Raw genomic sequence first — 18,580 nt, 5'->3', positions numbered from 1 at the left:
TTTATTGTATGAAAAACCAACTATGTTGCCATCAGATGAATTTCCTAAGACGGTTGAAGAATCGTAGGAGGTCACATTAGTAATCTCATTTTTTGCAACAACTATCACTTCCATAACGGCGTTGGAAATAAGGTTTAGATTAACCATTTCATCTAACGAACTTTTTAAAATGTTGATTGTACCGAAAAAAGTACCTATTACGATCAGCATTGATAAAGAAACGATAAAAATTTCAAATATACTCTCTATCATTAGAAACCCTTGATTTTTATTCATTTTACAAAGGTTCTACTAAAAAGATTGAAAAGTCAATCCTACCGTTTACCACCCTTAAATCTAACTTTAAATCATCAATAAAATCAGCAGGTTTTGGAACTACGTAACCGAATTTTATAGCGAAATAGTTCAAAGGATCATCGGTATTGTTGAATGGGTATCCCACGTACAATTTTCCTAAAATGTTATTAAAATTCAAATTAAAGCCTCCATATGCAAGAGTCCCTGGAAAATCTTCACCATACACCCATAATAAACCAACATCTAAAAAAGTGTTCGGGTTTATATCCAAAAGTTTAGCAGAAACATCCGTAACCGTGATCAAAGAGAACGTTTCTGCAAAGTTTGGGCTAAGATCAAAATCAAGGTTGAAGGAATCTGACTCCAATCCACTCTTTAAAGCAAATTTGAAACCATCAGGATAATTCAGCAAAGAAAAACCTACGTCGTAATACGTTTGAGAATAAACCGGAACAAAGAGAGAAAGTAAGAAAAAAACAACAAAAATCTTCTTCATGATTATTCCTCCTCCTCTGCTACTTCCAAAATTAAATTAACCGCCTGAGCCTCTATATCGTTGGTTTGCGTATTGAAAGTAGCGTATGCTGATGTCATATCAATTTTTTTTACAGAATTTATGATATGGACATTTTCGGAAAGCGTGAGCAAGTTTTCGTTTTCAACAAAAACAAAGGATTTTGCGTTTATTATATAATCTTCTTTTTGAATCAAAACCAGGTCTTTAGAACTTCCTTCGTATCTTTTATTATTGTTATCTATCTGAAGTTCGTCAGAACTTATCTCGATCTCTGATTCTTCCAAAAAAATCTTAGCTAAAACATTCCCAGAAAGAGTTCCCTTTTCCGTCTGAAGGTCAAAGCTCATAGATGTAGATGTGGCTTCAAACGTGTCTCCTGTTATATAAACCTTCTCGGTGTTTACATCTCGCCACTCGTCGTCAATGAGTGTGATGGTGGCAAAATCCGTTGAAATAGAAAGATCTTCTTTCTGTATAAAGACATTATTTTTCAGTATGTACCTACTTTCTTCCCCTTTTACTTCATCTGCTTTTACATTTATTTGCGCAGAATAAATGATCAAATTTGTTAATGTAAGCATTAAAAAGAATATAGTAAAACGCTTCATACTTTGGCCTCCAAAAAATTATTAGCTTGATTTTGACCATCAAAAAAAGCAGACATATTGAAATAATTTTTCAATTGTTTTTGTGGTTCTATAGTATTAAAACCTTCCGTCAATAAACGATAATTTTTTAATGTTCTAGAATAGGAGGTTTTTAAAAGAATCTCGACCGTATTTTTTGGATATGGATAAGTTAAAACCGGATCAAAAGAAATTATTACGGCATCTTTAGGGAATTTTTGAGGGATAAACGATAAATAGGAAGTGGGAATAAAAAATCCACCTTGATATTCATAATAACTGTAATAAGGTGGAAACGCCAATTCCATCATTAACATATCAACAATTCTTGTTTCATTTTTCAGTGTAATTACTTCTTTATTTTTTAGCTCGAAGACTTCGAAACTTATATTTTTTCCGAGTGAAGAAAGTGTTTGGTCACCAAAATAACCTTCCAAAAATTTTTTTAAAGTATCCGGATTGTAAAGCGACATTTTCCCTCTTCCCAATCTTATCAATGCCGTTGTTTGAGCGTATCTACTGTTATATAATTCTGTATTGGTAATTACCTCACGTAAAGGATTATTTTTTTCGTATATGAAATCTTTTAAACGACCGAAAAAATTTACCCCATACATAGAATAAAATAAACCTCTTAAACTACCTAAACTAGAGGTATATAGATTTAAGACTTTTTCTTTTTTTGAGATAAACTCTAAAACACCAGATTCCCAATAAAAGCCTTCAAAAAATCCTCCCATTACTAAGTTCAACGTTACTCCCTCACTTTATTTTGCATAGATTTTAAAAAATTTTTAGCATTTTGGTATATTTCATTAAAATAAGAAAAACCCTCCCATGAATACTCTATCGGGAATGTGTAAACTTCTTCTGCTTTATTTATTTCATAGTTAACCATCAAATCATTTTTAAAGTCTTCTATAGAAATTATATAATCCAATCCGTCGTTAAATTTAAAATCGTTCTTAACCTCGCCATTTAAATTGCTTGCTATTACATAATCTGCTCCTAGCTTTTTAGCTAACTTTACTGGAATAGGTGTTAAAACTCCCCCATCCAAGAGGTTCATGCCCCCTAACCTTAAAGGAGGGAAAACCCCAGGAACACTTGAAGAAGCCATAACAGCATCGATTATGTACCCTTCTGTGATCTCGACTTCTTCACCACTTTCCAAATCATATGAAACGATTCCTAGTTTTATCTTACAATCGGAAAAACGTTTACGTCCATACAACTGTTTGTAAATATCATAAACGAAATCATTTTTTAAAAAGCTCTTGCCTGCAACCATTTTAGGGAAATTAGTAATTCTGTTGTTTAGAGTTCTAAACTGCGAATCTATTGTCTTTTTCTTTTTAAGTGTTAAGTCTTTGAATATTTGAAATAGGTCCACATCAGGATTTAAAGCATAGAGGGCACCAACTAAAGCACCTACACTGGATCCTGTTACTACTTCGATTTTTATTGCTCGTTCTTTCAGTTCATTAATTAAGGCAACGTGAGCAGCTCCTCTTGCACCACCACTTCCTAAAGCTATTCCGTAAACCATTGTTCCCTCCTGAAATTATTGGAATAATAAAACAATTCCTGCACCAACCAATACTCCAACAAGTCCCGCAATTATCGATGAAACATAAGTTTTATTAGGTTTTTCTATCTGTTGTATAGAACTTTCTAAATTATTAATTTTTTCTACATTCTCATCTGTTTTTTGTGAGAGCGTGGCAATACTTTCATCGTGAAGAAAAACGGTTTTTTCGATATTAGAAAGCCTTGATTCAACATTTGAAAGTTTATCTTCAATATTGTTTAATTCTTTTTCAAAGGAAACTAACTCTGTAGCTAACTGCTGAGATAATTCTGCCTTTAGATCGTTTTTTAACATCATGGGATCATTCAAATATTCAGACTCACTTTTAATTTCATAGTATTTTTCAAGTAAAGAATTATAAGAATTTTTAAGCTCTTCTATTTCAGAAGAAGTTATTTGAAAATTGTTCAAAGTATTTTCAATATTGGATAATCTATTCTCTACTTGTATTAGATCATTCTGTAATTGTGCATTTGTTCTATTCAAATTTTGGTAGTTATCATTTAAATGACCAACTGTTTCAGCAATTTTCGCAATATCCCCTATTTGAGATAAAGTATCTTTATTTAAATTAGTCAAGGTTGCTAAAGACGATATTTGAGCATTTAACGCTTCTGTTTTTTCTTTTAAATTTTGAATATCGCCGTTATTTTTTTCTAATGCTAAATGAAGTTCGTCCAAATTATTTCTTAATTCTTCGAAAGTAGAGGCATATACAGTCAGTTCACCAATTTGATCATAATAAGTACCAATCGTTCTTTCTAAGCTCGAAACTCTTTCTTGCAAATTTTTTATATCCACAGTATACTGAGGAGCAGCCATCTCTGATGACGTTGGCGTGAGTTTTGATAATTCAAAAATTATGTTATCCAATTTTTTGTTCTGAATTATTATGTGTTCAGAAAGGGTGTTGTATTTATTTTGCAAATCTAATATTTTAGAGTTGTAGTAGGCATGTCTTGCATCGAAAGTTTCTATGTAAGATTGGTTTGAAGCTACTTGGTCATATAATACAGATAGATCGTTCGAGAGATTATTAGTTTTTACTTTCAATCCTTCGATATCGGTTCGCACTCCCAACAACAGCTCATCGTTCAATGTTTCAGCTGAAATACTTGTTGAAACATTTGAGAGAATGAAATCCAACTTCGCCTCGTTTTCATTAATCTTTTTATTCAGTTCATTATAACTGTTTTCATATGGAACTATCTCACTTTCTACCCTTGCAATCCTTTGATCAAAATTGTTCAATGTAGCCGTCAACGTATCGTTATAAAGATAAACTTCGTTTTTAGCGATGTTTGTCAAAGAGGTTTTCAACCCATCTATTTCGAGATTTAATCTCATGTCTATATAATTTTTTAATTCTTCTTTATTTGACTGAGTTGAATCTATCAATACAGATTCCAAACTTTCAATAGTTTGATCGTATTTAGCGTTTAAGTTCATTACCTCTTGTTCGAAATGATTGAGGCGTTCTTGAAAAATTGTCAAGGATGCCATTGAAGAGTCAGCAATCATTTGAACTTCATCTTGTGCAGTTTTTTTTGCAATATCAATTGCTCCTTGAGAGATCTCTTGGAAAATAACGTTGTCTTCGTTAATTGGTTGACTGGGATCAATTACTGCTAAAATATCCGATACATTTTTCCCCAAATTTTGGATAGTGGAGTCCAGATAAGACAGTCGGTCATCGTGGGCAAAAACGGTACTTTCTAAATTGTACAATCTTTTTTCAGCATTTAAATTTTCGAGGTTGAGCAATCTGTTACTTATTTCTTCGAGTTCTTGACCATAAAGTCCATCTACATAATCGAGCATATTTGAACCAAACTCTGCCAAATCATATCTTAAAACTTGCTGAGAACCTCTGAAACGGCCTTGATTGTCTAGATACATGATTCCTGATTCAACCATTCTCACCACTTGAGGATATATCGGTGAGGATGGTTGTAAATCTACTATGTTGGTTTGGGATAACAAACTCAATGAAATAAAAGTAAAAAACAAAAATAAAACTATTTTTTTCGCCATATTTATAACCCTCCAAAAAGTTTGTCTAGATCAACGTACATAGGTTCGTTTACGAAAATTACTACAGACATTTCTCCATTTGAAAACAAATTTGGTCCTGAAGGTAAATAAAGCACTTTCTCTGTGTGAGTAAATTCTTCACCATTGATAGTATACTTCTCCCCGGTAAAATCTACCTTCACAGGTACATGAGAGTCAAATTCAAAATGTACGAAACTCTTTTCACCAGGGCTTATAGTCACTTTTTGTTGTTTGATTTCATTGAACTTTCTGACCTCTATCGTATAATCTCCTGATTTTAACGGGTAACCAAAGCAATCCTTATAATTCAAATATTGGCCATCAATGTAAATAAGAGGATCTTTAACGTTTGTGGTAATAAACAGGTTACCAAAATCACTTCCGGTATAAATATCCACACTTTCAGAAGGTTCCAAAAGGATGCTATACGTTCTATTTAATGTCCTTACGTTTACAAACTGAGGATTGTTTAACATATTGTAAAGAAAAAATGCAGGAGTCTTTTGGGTTTTTCCTAGAAAGCTCACGGGCGTATTGTGTAGAGAATAAACATTTACTGTACTCAGTTTATTTAAATCTATACTTTCCATTTTGTCATAAAAATCTCTATAAATCGGAAATTCTAAACTTTTCTTTCCCGATATAATCCTAACAAAATGTGGTGAATCATCCAAAATAATCGAATCAATTCCTTTTCCTACGTATTTTCCATCGATATTGAATTCATAATTTTCAGAATTCAGAAAACTTATTGTATTTAAAAGTGGATTCAGTTCAACATAATATTTATTCAAACCGTTTTGTGTCAATTCAATCATCAAATTTGTGGATACATATCCTAATTTAGATAATGTTAAATTATATGTTCCAGTAGGGAATAAACCTTTCATTGGAGTACTTCCTACATATTCATTATCCAAAAATACGCCCACATCTTTTGGTTCGCTATCAACAAAAAGTTCTATTCCATTTTCTAATTCAACTAATATTCTATCATCTTGAGGCAAATCTTTTAATGTGTTGACTAAATAACCTTCCTTTTCCAACGAAATTATATCGAAATTACTTCTTTTTACGGTAATAGGTGTTTTTCCAACTAACTTTCCATCTACGAAAACGTTTGCTTGAGGAGGATTTGATTCGAGCAGTATTTCATCAATTGGAATTAAAGCGATACTTAAATTTTTCTTATCAAATGGTTTCAGTTCAAGGTTTATCTCTTTAGCAAAAAATCCATCTTTTTCTATAATTATTTTTTCTACGGTGTAGGGAATATCAACTTCATAAGATGGGGGTAAAGGTATATCGTAATTTTGGTTTAAAAAGGTGTATTTTATGTTGACAGAATCAACGTTGATATCAAAAATAAGTTTAGTTAAAGGTACTTGTTCGGCTGTAATTTGGGATTCGTTTCCTAAAAGCTCTATATAGGCAATAAAATCGCTGTATCCCAGTTTTTTTATTTCTAGATAACCGGACTTATCATCAGGTACTTCGATTGTAAAAGGTGTTTCGGTAACAGTTCCCATAAATTGAGAATCAAAATAAATCTCACTACCAGTTAATGCTGTTATATTTATTGTATAAGAAAAAAGTAATGTGGTAAAGATTAATAAAAGAAGCAATATCAACTTTCTATACACTGTTAAATCTCACCCCGTTTTTCATTCAAAATCTTATTGATCTCATTTAATATTTCTATGCTTCTTTCTTTTTCTCCCAATTTTTCATATACTTTTTCCATTAATTTTACCCTGTTTTTTATCACGTTTTCTATTATATTAGTTCCTTCTTGAGTTATTTGGACAACGTATACCCTTTTATCCTTCTTGGATTTTTCTCTAACCAAATATCCTGCAATCTCCAATCTTCTAATGAGTCCTGTTGTTGTGCTTTTAGTTACTCCCAATCTTTTACTGATATCACTGAGCATTTTAGGACCTTTGAAATAAACGGTTTGCAAAACATCAAACTGAGCTGGAGAAATGTTGAATTCTTTTAAGACTTTCCTTCCTTCACTTTTAACTTTTGAACAAATTTCTCTAATTAACTTTTCCATTTGAATTGAAGGATTATTTTCCATTTTATTCCTCCCGAAATTATGAAATTACCATATTTAGAAACTCTAAAAATTGATTAAAGTACCTATTATTAAAATATAAAGGAATTTTTTAGGTTTCCTGGATTTAACCATCATCAAAATGAAATATCTAATATAGTATATCATATTCTTGAAAAATCAATCTGATAATTTTCAAACTTGAGTTTTTTGAAAGTAAATGTTAAAATAATCGAAGGTAGTTGAATAGCCTTTTAAGGGCATGTTCTTACTTCATCTTTTTGGCTGGGGTGGTTGGGTGAAGTCTTTTCTCTATCTTATGGTAGGGAGCTGGTGAAGGCGCAAAGACTCTTTTAATTTTATGGGTGGGAAAGCTGAGCGAAGGGGAGCTATTGATAAAATAATTTTAATTTTCGTAGGAGGAATACATGGAAAAAGATCTAACAAAGGGTAGCATAATAAAGCATATTCTGTTGATGTCATTACCCACAATGGTTGGTATGGCAGCCCAAATGGTTTACGATCTTGTTGATATCTTTTGGATTGGTATGATTTCCAGTGAGGCGATAGCCGGGGTAACAGTTTTTTCAACTATATTTTGGATGGTTGATGCATTAAATGAAATTATTGGTGTAAGTTCAATCTCATTGGTTTCCCAAGCTTACGGTAAAAAAGATTATCACCAAACGGCGAGATCAATTGAACAAACGATAAGTTTCAAATTTTTGATGGCATTAATAGCTGCAACTTTCATGGCTATATTTTTGGAACCCTTAATGTCTCTTTTTGTAGATGAAACTGTAGTAGGCTACGGTTTAGATTATGGTTATTTAAGGTTATTCTTCTTACCAATAATGTTCTCATCTTACTCGATAAACACCGTTTTTAGATGTTTGGGAGATGCAAAAACTCCTATGATTATAATGATATCTGTTAGCATACTGAACCTTTTTCTTGATCCAATTTTTATCTTTGAGACAGTTCCTTTTATCAACATAAATGGCTTGGGTTTTGGAGTTTTTGGTGCTGCAATTGCGACCGTCGTTTCCCAGAGCATAGCTTTTTTTATTGGTTTTTTAATACTTTTTACCAGGACTCACCAAGTAAAACCTCATATAAAAGGTTTGTTTAAACTAAATAAAGATATTGATATCAAGTTAATAACTATAGGACTACCAAACGGTATAGAAATATTTTTTAGGAATCTATCAAATGTTGTTATATTAGGTTTTGTCTCACTTTTTGGTAATGAGGCTATCGCTGCAAATGGGATCGCTGGCAGGATATTTGGCTTTGCCTTCATCCCTTTATTTGGCCTCACTATGGGGGCATCTTCTGTTGTTGGTCAAACCATAGGAGCAGGAGATATAAGAAGATCGGAAAAAGCTGCAAATCTCACGGGAGTACTGGGCTCGATTGTAATGTTATTTTTCATTCTGATGGCTTTTGGGTTTGGTGAAAATGTGCTCTCTCTCTTCACAAACGATCCTATAGTGATTAAATATGGGACAGAATTTTTAAAGTATGGATCAGTAGGCTTAGTAGTACTAGGTTATGGACTTGGTCTCACAAGCGCTTTTTCCGGGTCAGGATACAACTTTCCTTTTCTTTTATCCAGTATTATTTCAAGGTGGGGTATACAGTTATGCATTTTAATCGTAGCTATTAATATTTTTAATCAGTCCTTAACTTGGGTATGGCTTTCTTATATGTTTGGAGATATCGCAGAATCTTTCATCCTTTTTTATTTTTATAAAAAGGGAAGATGGAAAGAAAAAAAAGCCTGGCAGTAAAATATAAAACACCAGAAAATATTAGTTGCACATGCAACCAAATCTTAACGGGAAAATGGTTGTACATGCAACAATTTTTTTTTATAATTATTTTAGGCAACTTTCCTTCCCTTACCTTATGGACGGGGAGTGTTTGCTGCAGTATGCAAACCATGTTTTTTCATAATGCCTTTGAAATAATTTCCAAATTCTCATTTGCGAAGCAAATGATGTACGGGCGCTAAAACATGTTTTAAAGTTTCTAAAGACACTATAAATAAGATTTTAAAAGGAGGCGAAAATCAAAAGTTGTTTAATTCTGAACAAGATCCATCGGTTATTAGCAAGATATCCTGTTTATTCAGAACGGTGAATTCTATGATGAAAAAAGAACTTGAAAAGTATGACATTGGAAGGGGTCAATTTCACTTTCTTATGTACTTACTTAAAAATGGAGATGGAATAAGTCAAGAAGAATTAAAGGAAAATCTAAATTTTGACAAAGCTACCACTGCCAGAGCGATCAAGAAACTTATAAAAAATGGTTATCTTACCAAAAAAATCGATGATAACGATCATAGGATCAATAGGATATTCTTGACTCATAAAGCTTACAATATCTATAACGAAATGGAAAAGTTGAATAACTATTGGGAGAAAATTATAACAGATAATCTTTCACTTGAAGAAAAAGAAATGGTTCAGGATATATTGAATAAAATGCTCGATAATATACTAACATACAAAGCCAAAGATCATCAGGGGGTGTCGTAATTGGAAGAAAATACTAAAAAGCTTGAAAACAAGAAGATAGGGAAGTTATTAATGGAATTATCATTACCAGCTATAGCTGCCATGTTGGTGCAAGCATTATATAATTTTGTCGATACTATATACATTGCAAGAGGTGTTGGTACACTTGGAATAGCTGGAGTATCTGTTGCGTTTCCCATTCAAATGATCATTATGGCTACTGCTGGAATGATAGGAATAGGTGGGGGGACATTAATATCCCGAAGTTTAGGAGCAAAGGATTCAGAACGCGCAGAGAAGGCTTTAGGGAACATTTTTACTACTATATTTGTTTTAAGCATAGGTCTTTCTATATTGGGGACAATCTTTTTAGATCCAATTTTAAATCTTTTTGGTGCTACTCCTGATATCCTTTCATACTCAGAGGATTACATGAGTGTAATCCTTTATGGAGCGATATTCTTTTCAATTGCAATGGCAAGTCACAACGTTATGAGAGCAGAAGGTAACGCAAAATATGCAATGATATCTATGATAATTCCAGGGATATTGAACATTATTCTTGATCCTATTTTTATATTTGGCTTAAATATGGAAGTAAAAGGTGCAGCAGTAGCTACGGTACTTTCTCAGTTTGTTGGGGTTGTTTATATAGGATACTACTTTTTCAGTGGGAAAAGTTCTTTGAAATTTCACAGGAAGAATTTCATATTAGATTGGCACATTATGTCTGAAACACTAGCGGTTGGAGCTTCTGCTTTTGTTAGGCAAGTTGCTGGGAGTTTACTAGCAATAGTTTTAAATAATTTGCTAGGAACGTACGGGAGTTCTCTGCATATAGCAATTTTCGGGGTAATAAATAGACTTTTTATGTTCTTTTTTATGCCTATGTTCGGTATCGCACAAGGTTTTTTACCAATAGCCGGTTATAACTACGGAGCTAAAAGATATGACAGAGTAAAAGAAGTTTTGAAAAAAGCAGCAATCGCTGCTATTACATGGTCTACAGTTTCGTTTACATTAGTTCAATTGTTTCCAGGTTTTCTACTTTCTATATTTTCAACGGATCCATCTTTGATTACCGAAGGGATTCCCGCTTTAAGGATAGACGCGATGTTTATATGGATCGTAGGTTTTCAAGTTGTAGGATCTGCTTTATTTCAAGCTATTGGTAGAGCTGGTCCGGCGTTGTTGTTATCAATGTCAAGACAAATATTGATATTTATTCCGATGGTCTTTATTATGTCGCACTTTTTTGGATTAATGGGCATCTGGTACACGTTTCCTGTTTCTGATGTTTTATCAGCCCTGTTGACATTATTTTTTGTAATCAGGGAGATCAAAATTCTGAATACTCTACAGAAAAAGCAAATTCAAATTAACGATGAAGGAAAAGAAATTGAAGAATCTTATACATCCGAAGGTAAACATGAATACCAACCCCAAGAAAAATAATAAGGCTCGATAAAAATATATCGAGCCTTTAATCTATGGTCTTTCTATGCTCTCTCTATGTATTCTCCTGTGCGGGTGTCTACTTTTATTTTTTGACCTCTTTCCACAAAGAAAGGAACTGTGGTTTTCAATCCAGTTTCTAACGTTGCTGGTTTGCCTCCACCTGACACGGTGTTTCCTTTAAAGTTAGGCTCTGTGTCTGTAACGGTTAGAATAACAACGGTGGGAAGTTGAATGGAAATAGGATTCCCGTTAAAGAAGATTAGATCAACTTCCAAATTTTCGGTTAAATAATATTTTTCCTCTTCTAATTCTTGAGCAGGCAAAGAATATTGTTCATATGTATCGAGTAGCATAAAGTAATAATGATCACCATCATTATATAAAAACTGGGCTTTCCTAAAACTTATATCAGCTTCCTGAACCTTTTCTCCGCTAGAAAAACTAACCTCTTTTATCAATCCTGTCATGACATTTTTTAAACGGGTTCTAATTAAACCACTACCTCTTCCCATAAAATGTTTATTGGCTTCAACTACACGATAAACTTCGTTTTGATAAACGATGAAATCTCCTTTTCTTAAGTCTCCTACGTCGATCATTCAATTTCCTCCTTGGTTTTTCAGTCATTCGAGCAATAATTAAGAAGCTATCGCCCTAAAATCATTATAATTAAAAATAAGCAGAACTTTATTCTAGAATAAATTTAACAATTATTTCTTAACTTGTCAAGTCTTTTCTTGTATATTTTTTTAAATACTTATACCTAATTATCTTTTCATCAAGTTTACTTATAATTCATCTATTGGTTATAAAAAATTAACTTGCATTCCTATTCTTTTTGTATTATAATATTTTTGAAACACATTCCGTATGCTGCAATGGGTGGCACGGTAGAAATTTGGAGGTAACAACGTGAGAGGTAAAGTAAAGTGGTTTGATTCAAAGAAAGGTTATGGCTTCATCACTGGGGAAGATGGGAACGATGTATTTGTACACTTCTCAGCTGTTCAAATGGATGGCTACAAGAAGTTAGAAGAAGACGAAGAAGTTGAATTTGATGTAGTTGAAGGCGACAAAGGTCCTCAAGCTTCTAATGTAAGACCCTTATAAGTGTATACCATAATCTAAACCCAAAATACACCAAGGAGCGCGAAAGCGCTCCTTTATTTATATCCTTCCTTGAATTATCTTTAGTCCTGAACTCGTTCCTATTCTATCTGCTCCACAGCCAATCATTTTTAAAGCTGTTTCCAAGTCTCTGATGCCTCCAGATGCTTTTACTCTCATATCATTTCCCGCGAGAAACTTCATTAAACCCACGTTCTCCAATTCGGCACCACCGCTTCCAAAGCCGGTAGAGGTTTTAACAAAATCCGCACCAGCTAATTTTGAAATTACAACGGCGGCTATCTTTTCTTCCTTCGAAAGATAACATGTTTCAATTATAACTTTTAACAATTTTTTAGCATCTTTAGTCAATGAAGAAATAGCATGTATTTCATCATAAATATAATCATACTCTTGTGCCTTAAGCCTTCCTATATTCAAAACCATATCTAATTCATCTGCGCCGTTTTTAATCGAATTTTCAGATTCATAGGCTTTTGTTTCTATAGTATTGGCTCCCAATGGGAATCCAATTACTGTTGCTACTTTCACATTACTATCTGTAAGGACTTCTTTTGATAAACTTACGTAAGTTGGATTAACGCAAACCGCATAGAAATAGTTATCTTTGGCTTCTTTACATAGTGTTTCTACATCTGAAGGTGTTGAGAAGGCTTTAAGCAATGTATGATCAATATATTTTGCTACTTCTTGGGGTTTTAAGTTTGCCTGTCTTTCCTCAAAAGTGAATTCATTTTCAACTCTTTTTGTTTCGTTTTTGATTATGTTTTCTAATTCTGAAATTTTCATTTTTATTACTCCTTTCATCAAAATTAAATAATAAGATTATCTTTCAAAAATAATTACTAAAATATTCTATCATATTTGAAAAAAATGTGGTATAATAAACTTGAAAGTGAATAATAAATAGCCAGGGGAGCTGTAAGGCTGAGAGGATGCTTAAAAGGCATCGACCCTGACTACCTGATCTGGATAATACCAGCGAAGGGAGGCTAAAATATGTATTTAATTTAATCCTGTTCTCACTTCGTTGGTGAAGAACAGGATTTTTATTTTGCATAACAGGTTAATAATGGGCATTCTATGTTGGGAACTATCTCGTTTAAGTTAACTAAATAAATATTTAAAAGAGGTGAGTTAAGGTGAAGAAGTTTTTAGCGATGTTGGGTGTTATAGTTGTTTTGTTATCTTTTGCTTTTTCTGAGGAATTGACTGTCTATGTTTACGAAAGTCTCAGTTGGATTGAAGAAGGAACGATTCAAAAGTTTGAAAAGATGAACGACTGTGAAGTAAAAGTGGTAAAATTGGGTGATGCAGGTAACGTTCTCACACGGCTAGTTTTGGAAAAGAAAAATCCTCGAGCGGATGTAGTCATTGGGCTTGATCAATCGCTTGCTGCAAAAGCTGTTGAAGAGGATTTATTGATCCCTTACACACCAAAAAACATTGAAAATGTTAAAGACAAAGCGTTGATATTTGATCCCGAATATTATGTAGTTCCTTACGACTACGGGGTTATAGCCATCATTTATGATCCTGAAAATATACAAGAAGAATTAGTATCTTTTGAAGACCTAACGAAATATAAAAATTCTTTGATAATTCAGGATCCAAGAGCATCAAGCACTGGTCAAGCTTTTTTACTATGGACAATAGCGGTGTATGGAAATGAGTGGAAAGATTTTTGGGAAAGACTTATGCCTGCAATATTAACGGTGAGTCCGAGCTGGGATGATTCCTTTGCAAAATTTGAAATTGGTGAGGCACCCATGATGGTCAGCTATGCAACTGATAGTGCATACTCACAATATTACTATGGATCTAGTAAGTACAAGGTTTTTATCCCCAAAGAAGGTGCTTATGTTCAGATAGAAGGTGCCGGTATCGTTAAAGGTACTGATAATTTAGATTTAGCTCAGAAATTCATAGAATTTATGTTGACAGAAGATTTTCAAAAAGAAATACCTTTAAAACAATGGATGTTCCCAGTAATTGATGTTGAACTTCCTGAGGTTTACCAATATGCAGTGGTTCCCGAAAAAATTCTGACTATACCAGCTCAAGAAATTTCAAACAATCTAGAAAGATGGCTGAAAGAATGGGAGGCTCTATTATACTGAACTTATGAACAATAGAAGAAGCAAGAATTTACTGTTTATTTTATTTTTGTGTTTGTGGTTAATACCTTTTTCTTTTTTATTTAAAGATTTTTTTCGTTTAGAAGGTTTAGCGAATTTCTTGGATCCGCGTACGTGGCGGATCCTTGGTTTTACTTTTTATCAAGCTATTCTTTCATCTGTGTTGTCATTGGTTATAACTTTAATTCCAGCGTATTTTGCTTCAAGAAATGAAGGGATCATATCTAAATTATTAGATAATACCATTTTTATTCCTTTCTTTTTCCCACCCGTCTCGGCAGTTATGGCTTTCACTCTTGTTTATTCTTCAGTTGGTATTCTTTCAAAATTGGGTTTTAGTTTAGATATTATGTACACTTTGAAAGCAATAATATTAGCCCATGTCTTTTATAACTCTCCCATATTTGTTCGTTACATATCGGAAGCTCTTAGAAGAGTACCTGCAAGTTTTATAGAAACAGCCAGTATGGAAGGAGCGGGGAAGTTTAAAACTTTTATAAACATAGAATTACCTTTGATAATTCCGTCCATTTCTAGGGCTTTATTTTTAGTATTTACATATAACTTCACGAGTTTCGCGATTGTTTTAAGTTTAGGTGGGGTAAAATATTCAACTTTGGAAGTGGCTATTTCTACAACATTGAGAAGTACACTGGATTTTCCCAAGGCTTTGTCTTACGCATTGATTCAACTCTTAATCCTTACGATTCTTAATATCTTTATATCAAAATTTGAACCTATCTCTTTTGAATACGAACCATTCTCTCAAAAAAAATCTGGATATTTAAGTAGGACACTATCCATCTTTTACTTGATCTTTGAATATTCAATTGTTTTGGTAGGCATTGCAGCTTCTTTTTTTGATTTTATAAATATGAAATTTGATATATCTTCATTTCTGAATTTATTTTCTAAAGAATTGAATCGTATATATCCAGTGGTTAGATCAATCTTAAATTCCTTTTTAGTCTCGACAGTATCAGCTTCCTTTGCCGTAATAACAGCATATTTTCTATTGAAAAATTACAGTAAACTCATAAATGTGAGCGTAATGGCCACTTTGGGGATATCATCAGCATTTTTAGGTATGGCTCTACTTTATTTAAATATATTGTTTGATATTCCATTCGTATTGTTATTGATCCTGGGATATTTCTTAATAACCATACCTATCGCTTATTCATTTTTGTTCCAACCGATACGTGGCTTTGACAATAAAATAGTTGAAGCTGCAAAGATAGACGGAGCAAACAAACTAATCATCTTTCTAAAAGTAGAATTACCTCTTCTGTTTTCTTCTTTTACAAGTGCCTTTCTTCAAATATTTGCAATAATTTTTGGTGAATTCACCATCAGTTATACTATGCAAGTAAGAGATTACTTCCCACTTGTCAGTGTGGTTAATTATTCTCTTTCCTCAGGGAGATTATACCAAGAAGCAAATGCTTTAAGCGGGTTGAACATAATTATAATTTTCTTTATCTTTTATATAAGCAATAAGTTTGCAAAAAAGTCAGAAACTTAAATATTATCTTTTTCTACTACAGCAATAGCAAACTCCGTAATAAAATAGGCTTTCATCATATAATATTTTTCGTTTTCCTCGGTACTTAAAATTTCTTCAAACAATTTATCGTTAGGAATATTAAGTTTATTTCTCAATATAACTAACATATTGAATTCTCTAATCTCGTCTATTTCAAAATATTTCACGAGTCCAGTAGCCTTTAAATAATTATTTACAGCAGTTTTTATGTAATTGTATATCTTTTGTTTTATTGGTAAAAATTTAAAAAAGTTGTTTCTCATCAAACTAGCAATCTTCATTGCGCCAATTTTTCTAATAGATAAAAGTTCAAAAACATTGTCGTATTTAAAATTAATATACATTCCAAAAAATTTTCCGCTCAATCTCCCTTTGGCATCTTTTTCTTTCAACATCTCACTGTTGATAGTTAGTGCGAACGGAAATATAGTTATAGTTTCTAAAAAGTTATCGAAATTAATTTCTAAATCATCAATACTGTAGTTTAATTTTTCCTCAACTTCAGACCTTACACTGATCTCTGCTTCTTTGAATTTGTAAGCAGCCTCCTTTAAATTTTCTATAATTTCGTCCATTTCACTGGGATCAGCGTTTTTTAAAAATTCAAGATTAAACTTTTGAAGCTCAGGATGTTCCTTAAACAATCTATGTAAAAATTTTTTAAATTCTTCATCATCGTAATCGCTCATAATACATTCCTCCAAACAAAGTTTCAATGAAAATATTTCTCTTCCACATTAATTATAACATATATTGTGATCTATCTAGGAATTTTTTGAAAAAAATAAAAAAATGGTATAATTTTAAATGAAAAAGTAAATTTGTAGAGCAGGTTGCGTTCCTAATGGGTGGGCTGCGGGGCGAAGGGGCGCTATAAAAAGAGTTTCTAGAGATAGTCAATCAAAAATTAAAGGAGGTAAAGATCATGCATGAAAAAGAAATCGAGGAAAAAATTCAAAAGCTTCCCGAAAATTTGAGGCGAGAGGTTTTAGATTATTTGGACTTTTTACTAGGTAAATATCAAGGCAGAGAAAATTCAAGAGGTAAATTCAAGTTCGACTGGGAAGGAGGCTTATCAGAGATAAGAGAGGAATTCACTTCTATTGAACTGCAACACAAAGCTTTGGAGTGGAGATAATGTTTTTAGTGGATACAAACGTATTTTTAGAAATTCTCCTCAATCAGGACAAGAAAGATGATTGCAAGGCGTTTCTGAATAACAATATCGGAAATCTCAACATAACGGATTTTTCCCTGCATTCTATTGGCGTAATCCTGTTTAGATATGGCAAAGAAGATATCTTTCGGAGATTTGTTGAAGATGTCATGCCTAACACCAAACTTCTGTTTTTACCGATGGAGCTATACAGAGAAGTTGTAAATGTAAGAAAAATCCTGAAATTAGATTTTGATGATGCATATCAATATAGCATAGCTAAATACCATGGATTGAAAGTAGTTACAATGGACAAGGATTTTGAGAGAATAAAGGATGTAGAAACTTTGTTTTTATAGGACATTACTTAACAGTACAGTAAATCAAAAATTAAAAGGAGGAAAACTAAATGCAAGATTATCATGAACCTTATGAAGAACTAAGCGACAAAGATCGTTCTTATGTATACGCATTAAACAGTTTAAAAGAGGAAATTGAAGCGATAGATTGGTACAATCAAAGAGCGGCTGTTTCGAAAGATCCAACCATCAAAGAAGTTATGGAGCACAATAGAGATGAAGAAATTGAACATGCGGTAATGCTTATCGAATGGTTAAGAAGAAACATGGATGGATGGGATGAAGAACTTAGGAGTTATCTTTTCACAGAAAAACCGTTGTTGGAAGTAGAGGAAGAAGCTGTCGAAGAAGAAAGTAAAGAAGAGTCTTCTTCAAATAAAAAAGGTGATTTAGGCCTAAGAGGATTGAAGTAGAAAAAATACTAAAGATGAAGGAGGGGTAAAAAATGGATTTTCTTAAAAGAGAGTTAGCTCCAATAACTGAAGAAGCATGGGAAGAATTAGACAGCAGGTCTAAAGAGATTTTTAAGAACAAATTAAAAATAAGACCAATTATTGATGTAGAAGGTCCTTATGGATGGGATTATTCTTCATACAATTTAGGTACTAACGAACTCGTTGAAAACCCAAGAGATGGATTGGGATGGGGAATAAGACAAGTTTTACCTCTAGTAGAGATTAGAAACCCCTTTGTTTTGAAACAATGGGAGCTTGATAATATCGAAAGGGGTTTAGAAACTCCGGATTTGGAAGGGTTAGAAACCGCTGCTAAGCAGTTGGCTTCATTTGAAAATAAATTAATTTTAAAAGGTATAGAAAAAGCCAATATAATTGGCTTACAAACGTTAGCTAAGCAGAATTCTGTAGAAAGTTCCAAAGAAAGCGTAAAAGATTTTGTTAAATCCTTATTTGAAGTAAAAAAAAGGTTCATGGAGCAAGGGATTGAAGGGCCATATACTTTAGTGATTAACAAAGAAATATGGCAAGATTTATTTTCCATGAATCTATCGTATCCTTTGGATTTAGTTGTAAAAGAAATTATAGATGCCAAAGTGAAACCTATGCATGATGTCGATGAAAGTTTTGTAATTTCTAATCGTGGTGGAGACTTTAAATTAATTTTAGG

21 protein-coding genes and 1 riboswitch are annotated in these 18,580 nt (G+C 32.8%); of the genes, 10 read left to right on the top strand and 11 right to left on the bottom strand.

Features of this window, described 5'->3' with window-relative positions; all coding sequences use genetic code 11:
• The 8 genes from AA81_RS00170 to AA81_RS00135 all read right to left on the bottom strand — a co-directional run.
• Nucleotides 1–252, bottom strand: a 252-nt coding sequence (locus AA81_RS00170; protein ID WP_169999563.1) for a hypothetical protein, incomplete at its 3' end; no start/stop codon positions are given.
• A 25-nt stretch (nucleotides 253–277) separates the two neighbouring features.
• Nucleotides 278–793: a hypothetical protein gene (locus AA81_RS00165; RefSeq protein ID WP_103078752.1), complete on the bottom strand. Its 516-nt coding sequence runs from the start codon at nucleotides 791–793 to the stop codon at nucleotides 278–280.
• 2 nt (nucleotides 794–795) lie between these two features.
• Nucleotides 796–1,422: an LptA/OstA family protein gene (locus tag AA81_RS00160; protein ID WP_103078753.1), complete on the bottom strand. Its 627-nt coding sequence runs from the start codon at nucleotides 1,420–1,422 to the stop codon at nucleotides 796–798.
• On the bottom strand, nucleotides 1,419–2,192 hold the full coding sequence (locus AA81_RS00155; RefSeq protein WP_103078754.1) for a patatin-like phospholipase family protein: 774 nt from the start codon (nucleotides 2,190–2,192) through the stop codon (nucleotides 1,419–1,421). Before AA81_RS00155 ends, AA81_RS00160 begins: the two co-directional genes overlap by 4 nt.
• Before the next feature lie 2 nt (nucleotides 2,193–2,194).
• Nucleotides 2,195–2,989, bottom strand: coding sequence for a patatin-like phospholipase family protein (locus AA81_RS00150; protein ID WP_103078755.1), 795 nt, complete (start codon nucleotides 2,987–2,989; stop codon nucleotides 2,195–2,197).
• A 15-nt stretch (nucleotides 2,990–3,004) separates the two neighbouring features.
• The gene (locus tag AA81_RS00145; RefSeq protein WP_103078756.1) at nucleotides 3,005–5,065 is read right to left on the bottom strand and encodes a hypothetical protein; all 2,061 of its coding nucleotides are present in this window, start codon (nucleotides 5,063–5,065) and stop codon (nucleotides 3,005–3,007) included.
• A gap of 2 nt (nucleotides 5,066–5,067) precedes the next feature.
• Complete coding sequence (locus AA81_RS00140; RefSeq protein WP_103078757.1) at nucleotides 5,068–6,729, bottom strand: PEGA domain-containing protein; 1,662 nt, start codon at nucleotides 6,727–6,729, stop codon at nucleotides 5,068–5,070.
• A gap of 2 nt (nucleotides 6,730–6,731) precedes the next feature.
• Nucleotides 6,732–7,169, bottom strand: coding sequence for a MarR family winged helix-turn-helix transcriptional regulator (locus tag AA81_RS00135; protein WP_103078758.1), 438 nt, complete (start codon nucleotides 7,167–7,169; stop codon nucleotides 6,732–6,734).
• 404 nt (nucleotides 7,170–7,573) lie between these two features.
• On the opposite strand from AA81_RS00135, the gene AA81_RS00130 reads away from it, so the two are divergent.
• The 3 genes from AA81_RS00130 (at nucleotide 7,574) to AA81_RS00120 (ending at nucleotide 11,125) form a co-directional block, all read left to right on the top strand.
• Nucleotides 7,574–8,938: an MATE family efflux transporter gene (locus tag AA81_RS00130; protein WP_211286448.1), complete on the top strand. Its 1,365-nt coding sequence runs from the start codon at nucleotides 7,574–7,576 to the stop codon at nucleotides 8,936–8,938.
• A 288-nt stretch (nucleotides 8,939–9,226) separates the two neighbouring features.
• Nucleotides 9,227–9,691, top strand: coding sequence for a MarR family winged helix-turn-helix transcriptional regulator (locus tag AA81_RS00125; RefSeq protein ID WP_103078759.1), 465 nt, complete (start codon nucleotides 9,227–9,229; stop codon nucleotides 9,689–9,691).
• Nucleotides 9,692–11,125 carry an MATE family efflux transporter gene (locus AA81_RS00120; protein ID WP_103078760.1) on the top strand — a complete coding sequence of 478 codons (1,434 nt, stop codon included), beginning with the start codon at nucleotides 9,692–9,694 and terminating at the stop codon, nucleotides 11,123–11,125. It begins immediately after the preceding gene.
• A 44-nt stretch (nucleotides 11,126–11,169) separates the two neighbouring features.
• Here the strand turns inward: AA81_RS00120 and efp are convergent, their stop codons facing one another.
• Nucleotides 11,170–11,727 carry an elongation factor P gene (gene efp / locus AA81_RS00115; protein ID WP_103078761.1) on the bottom strand — a complete coding sequence of 186 codons (558 nt, stop codon included), beginning with the start codon at nucleotides 11,725–11,727 and terminating at the stop codon, nucleotides 11,170–11,172.
• A gap of 313 nt (nucleotides 11,728–12,040) precedes the next feature.
• Between efp and AA81_RS00110 the strand changes: the two genes are divergently transcribed.
• Nucleotides 12,041–12,238 (top strand): cold shock domain-containing protein, encoded by a 198-nt coding sequence (locus tag AA81_RS00110; RefSeq protein WP_103078762.1) that lies wholly within the window; start codon nucleotides 12,041–12,043, stop codon nucleotides 12,236–12,238.
• Between the two features lie 57 nt (nucleotides 12,239–12,295).
• On the opposite strand, the gene deoC is transcribed toward AA81_RS00110, so the two are convergent.
• A complete protein-coding gene (gene deoC, locus AA81_RS00105; RefSeq protein WP_103078763.1) occupies nucleotides 12,296–13,045 on the bottom strand; it encodes a deoxyribose-phosphate aldolase in 750 nt (249 codons plus the stop codon).
• A gap of 113 nt (nucleotides 13,046–13,158) precedes the next feature.
• Nucleotides 13,159–13,263: riboswitch (TPP riboswitch) on the top strand.
• 135 nt (nucleotides 13,264–13,398) lie between these two features.
• On the opposite strand from deoC, the gene AA81_RS00100 reads away from it, so the two are divergent.
• Both AA81_RS00100 and AA81_RS00095 read left to right on the top strand, forming a co-directional pair.
• Nucleotides 13,399–14,376 (top strand): thiamine ABC transporter substrate-binding protein, encoded by a 978-nt coding sequence (locus AA81_RS00100; protein WP_103078764.1) that lies wholly within the window; start codon nucleotides 13,399–13,401, stop codon nucleotides 14,374–14,376.
• A 4-nt stretch (nucleotides 14,377–14,380) separates the two neighbouring features.
• Complete coding sequence (locus AA81_RS00095) at nucleotides 14,381–15,919, top strand: ABC transporter permease (RefSeq protein WP_103078765.1); 1,539 nt, start codon at nucleotides 14,381–14,383, stop codon at nucleotides 15,917–15,919.
• Here AA81_RS00095 and AA81_RS00090 read toward each other — a convergent pair.
• On the bottom strand, nucleotides 15,916–16,629 hold the full coding sequence (locus tag AA81_RS00090; RefSeq protein WP_103078766.1) for a hypothetical protein: 714 nt from the start codon (nucleotides 16,627–16,629) through the stop codon (nucleotides 15,916–15,918). The genes AA81_RS00095 and AA81_RS00090 overlap by 4 nt on opposite strands.
• 236 nt (nucleotides 16,630–16,865) lie before the next feature.
• Between AA81_RS00090 and AA81_RS00085 the strand changes: the two genes are divergently transcribed.
• The 4 genes from AA81_RS00085 to AA81_RS00070 all read left to right on the top strand — a co-directional run.
• Nucleotides 16,866–17,078, top strand: a complete 213-nt coding sequence (locus AA81_RS00085) for a DUF2281 domain-containing protein (protein ID WP_103078767.1) — start codon at nucleotides 16,866–16,868, stop codon at nucleotides 17,076–17,078.
• The gene (locus AA81_RS00080; protein ID WP_103076612.1) at nucleotides 17,078–17,455 is read left to right on the top strand and encodes a type II toxin-antitoxin system VapC family toxin; all 378 of its coding nucleotides are present in this window, start codon (nucleotides 17,078–17,080) and stop codon (nucleotides 17,453–17,455) included. The genes AA81_RS00085 and AA81_RS00080 overlap by 1 nt, the downstream gene beginning before the upstream one ends.
• A gap of 50 nt (nucleotides 17,456–17,505) precedes the next feature.
• Nucleotides 17,506–17,868 carry an encapsulin-associated ferritin-like protein gene (locus AA81_RS00075; RefSeq protein WP_103897843.1) on the top strand — a complete coding sequence of 121 codons (363 nt, stop codon included), beginning with the start codon at nucleotides 17,506–17,508 and terminating at the stop codon, nucleotides 17,866–17,868.
• Nucleotides 17,869–17,900: 32 nt separating this feature from the next.
• Nucleotides 17,901–18,580, top strand: a 680-nt coding sequence (locus AA81_RS00070) for a family 1 encapsulin nanocompartment shell protein (protein WP_103897842.1), incomplete at its 3' end; no start/stop codon positions are given.

Source organism: Petrotoga halophila DSM 16923, from assembly GCF_002924615.1.
This window is presented reverse-complemented; position numbering and strand designations above follow the sequence as displayed.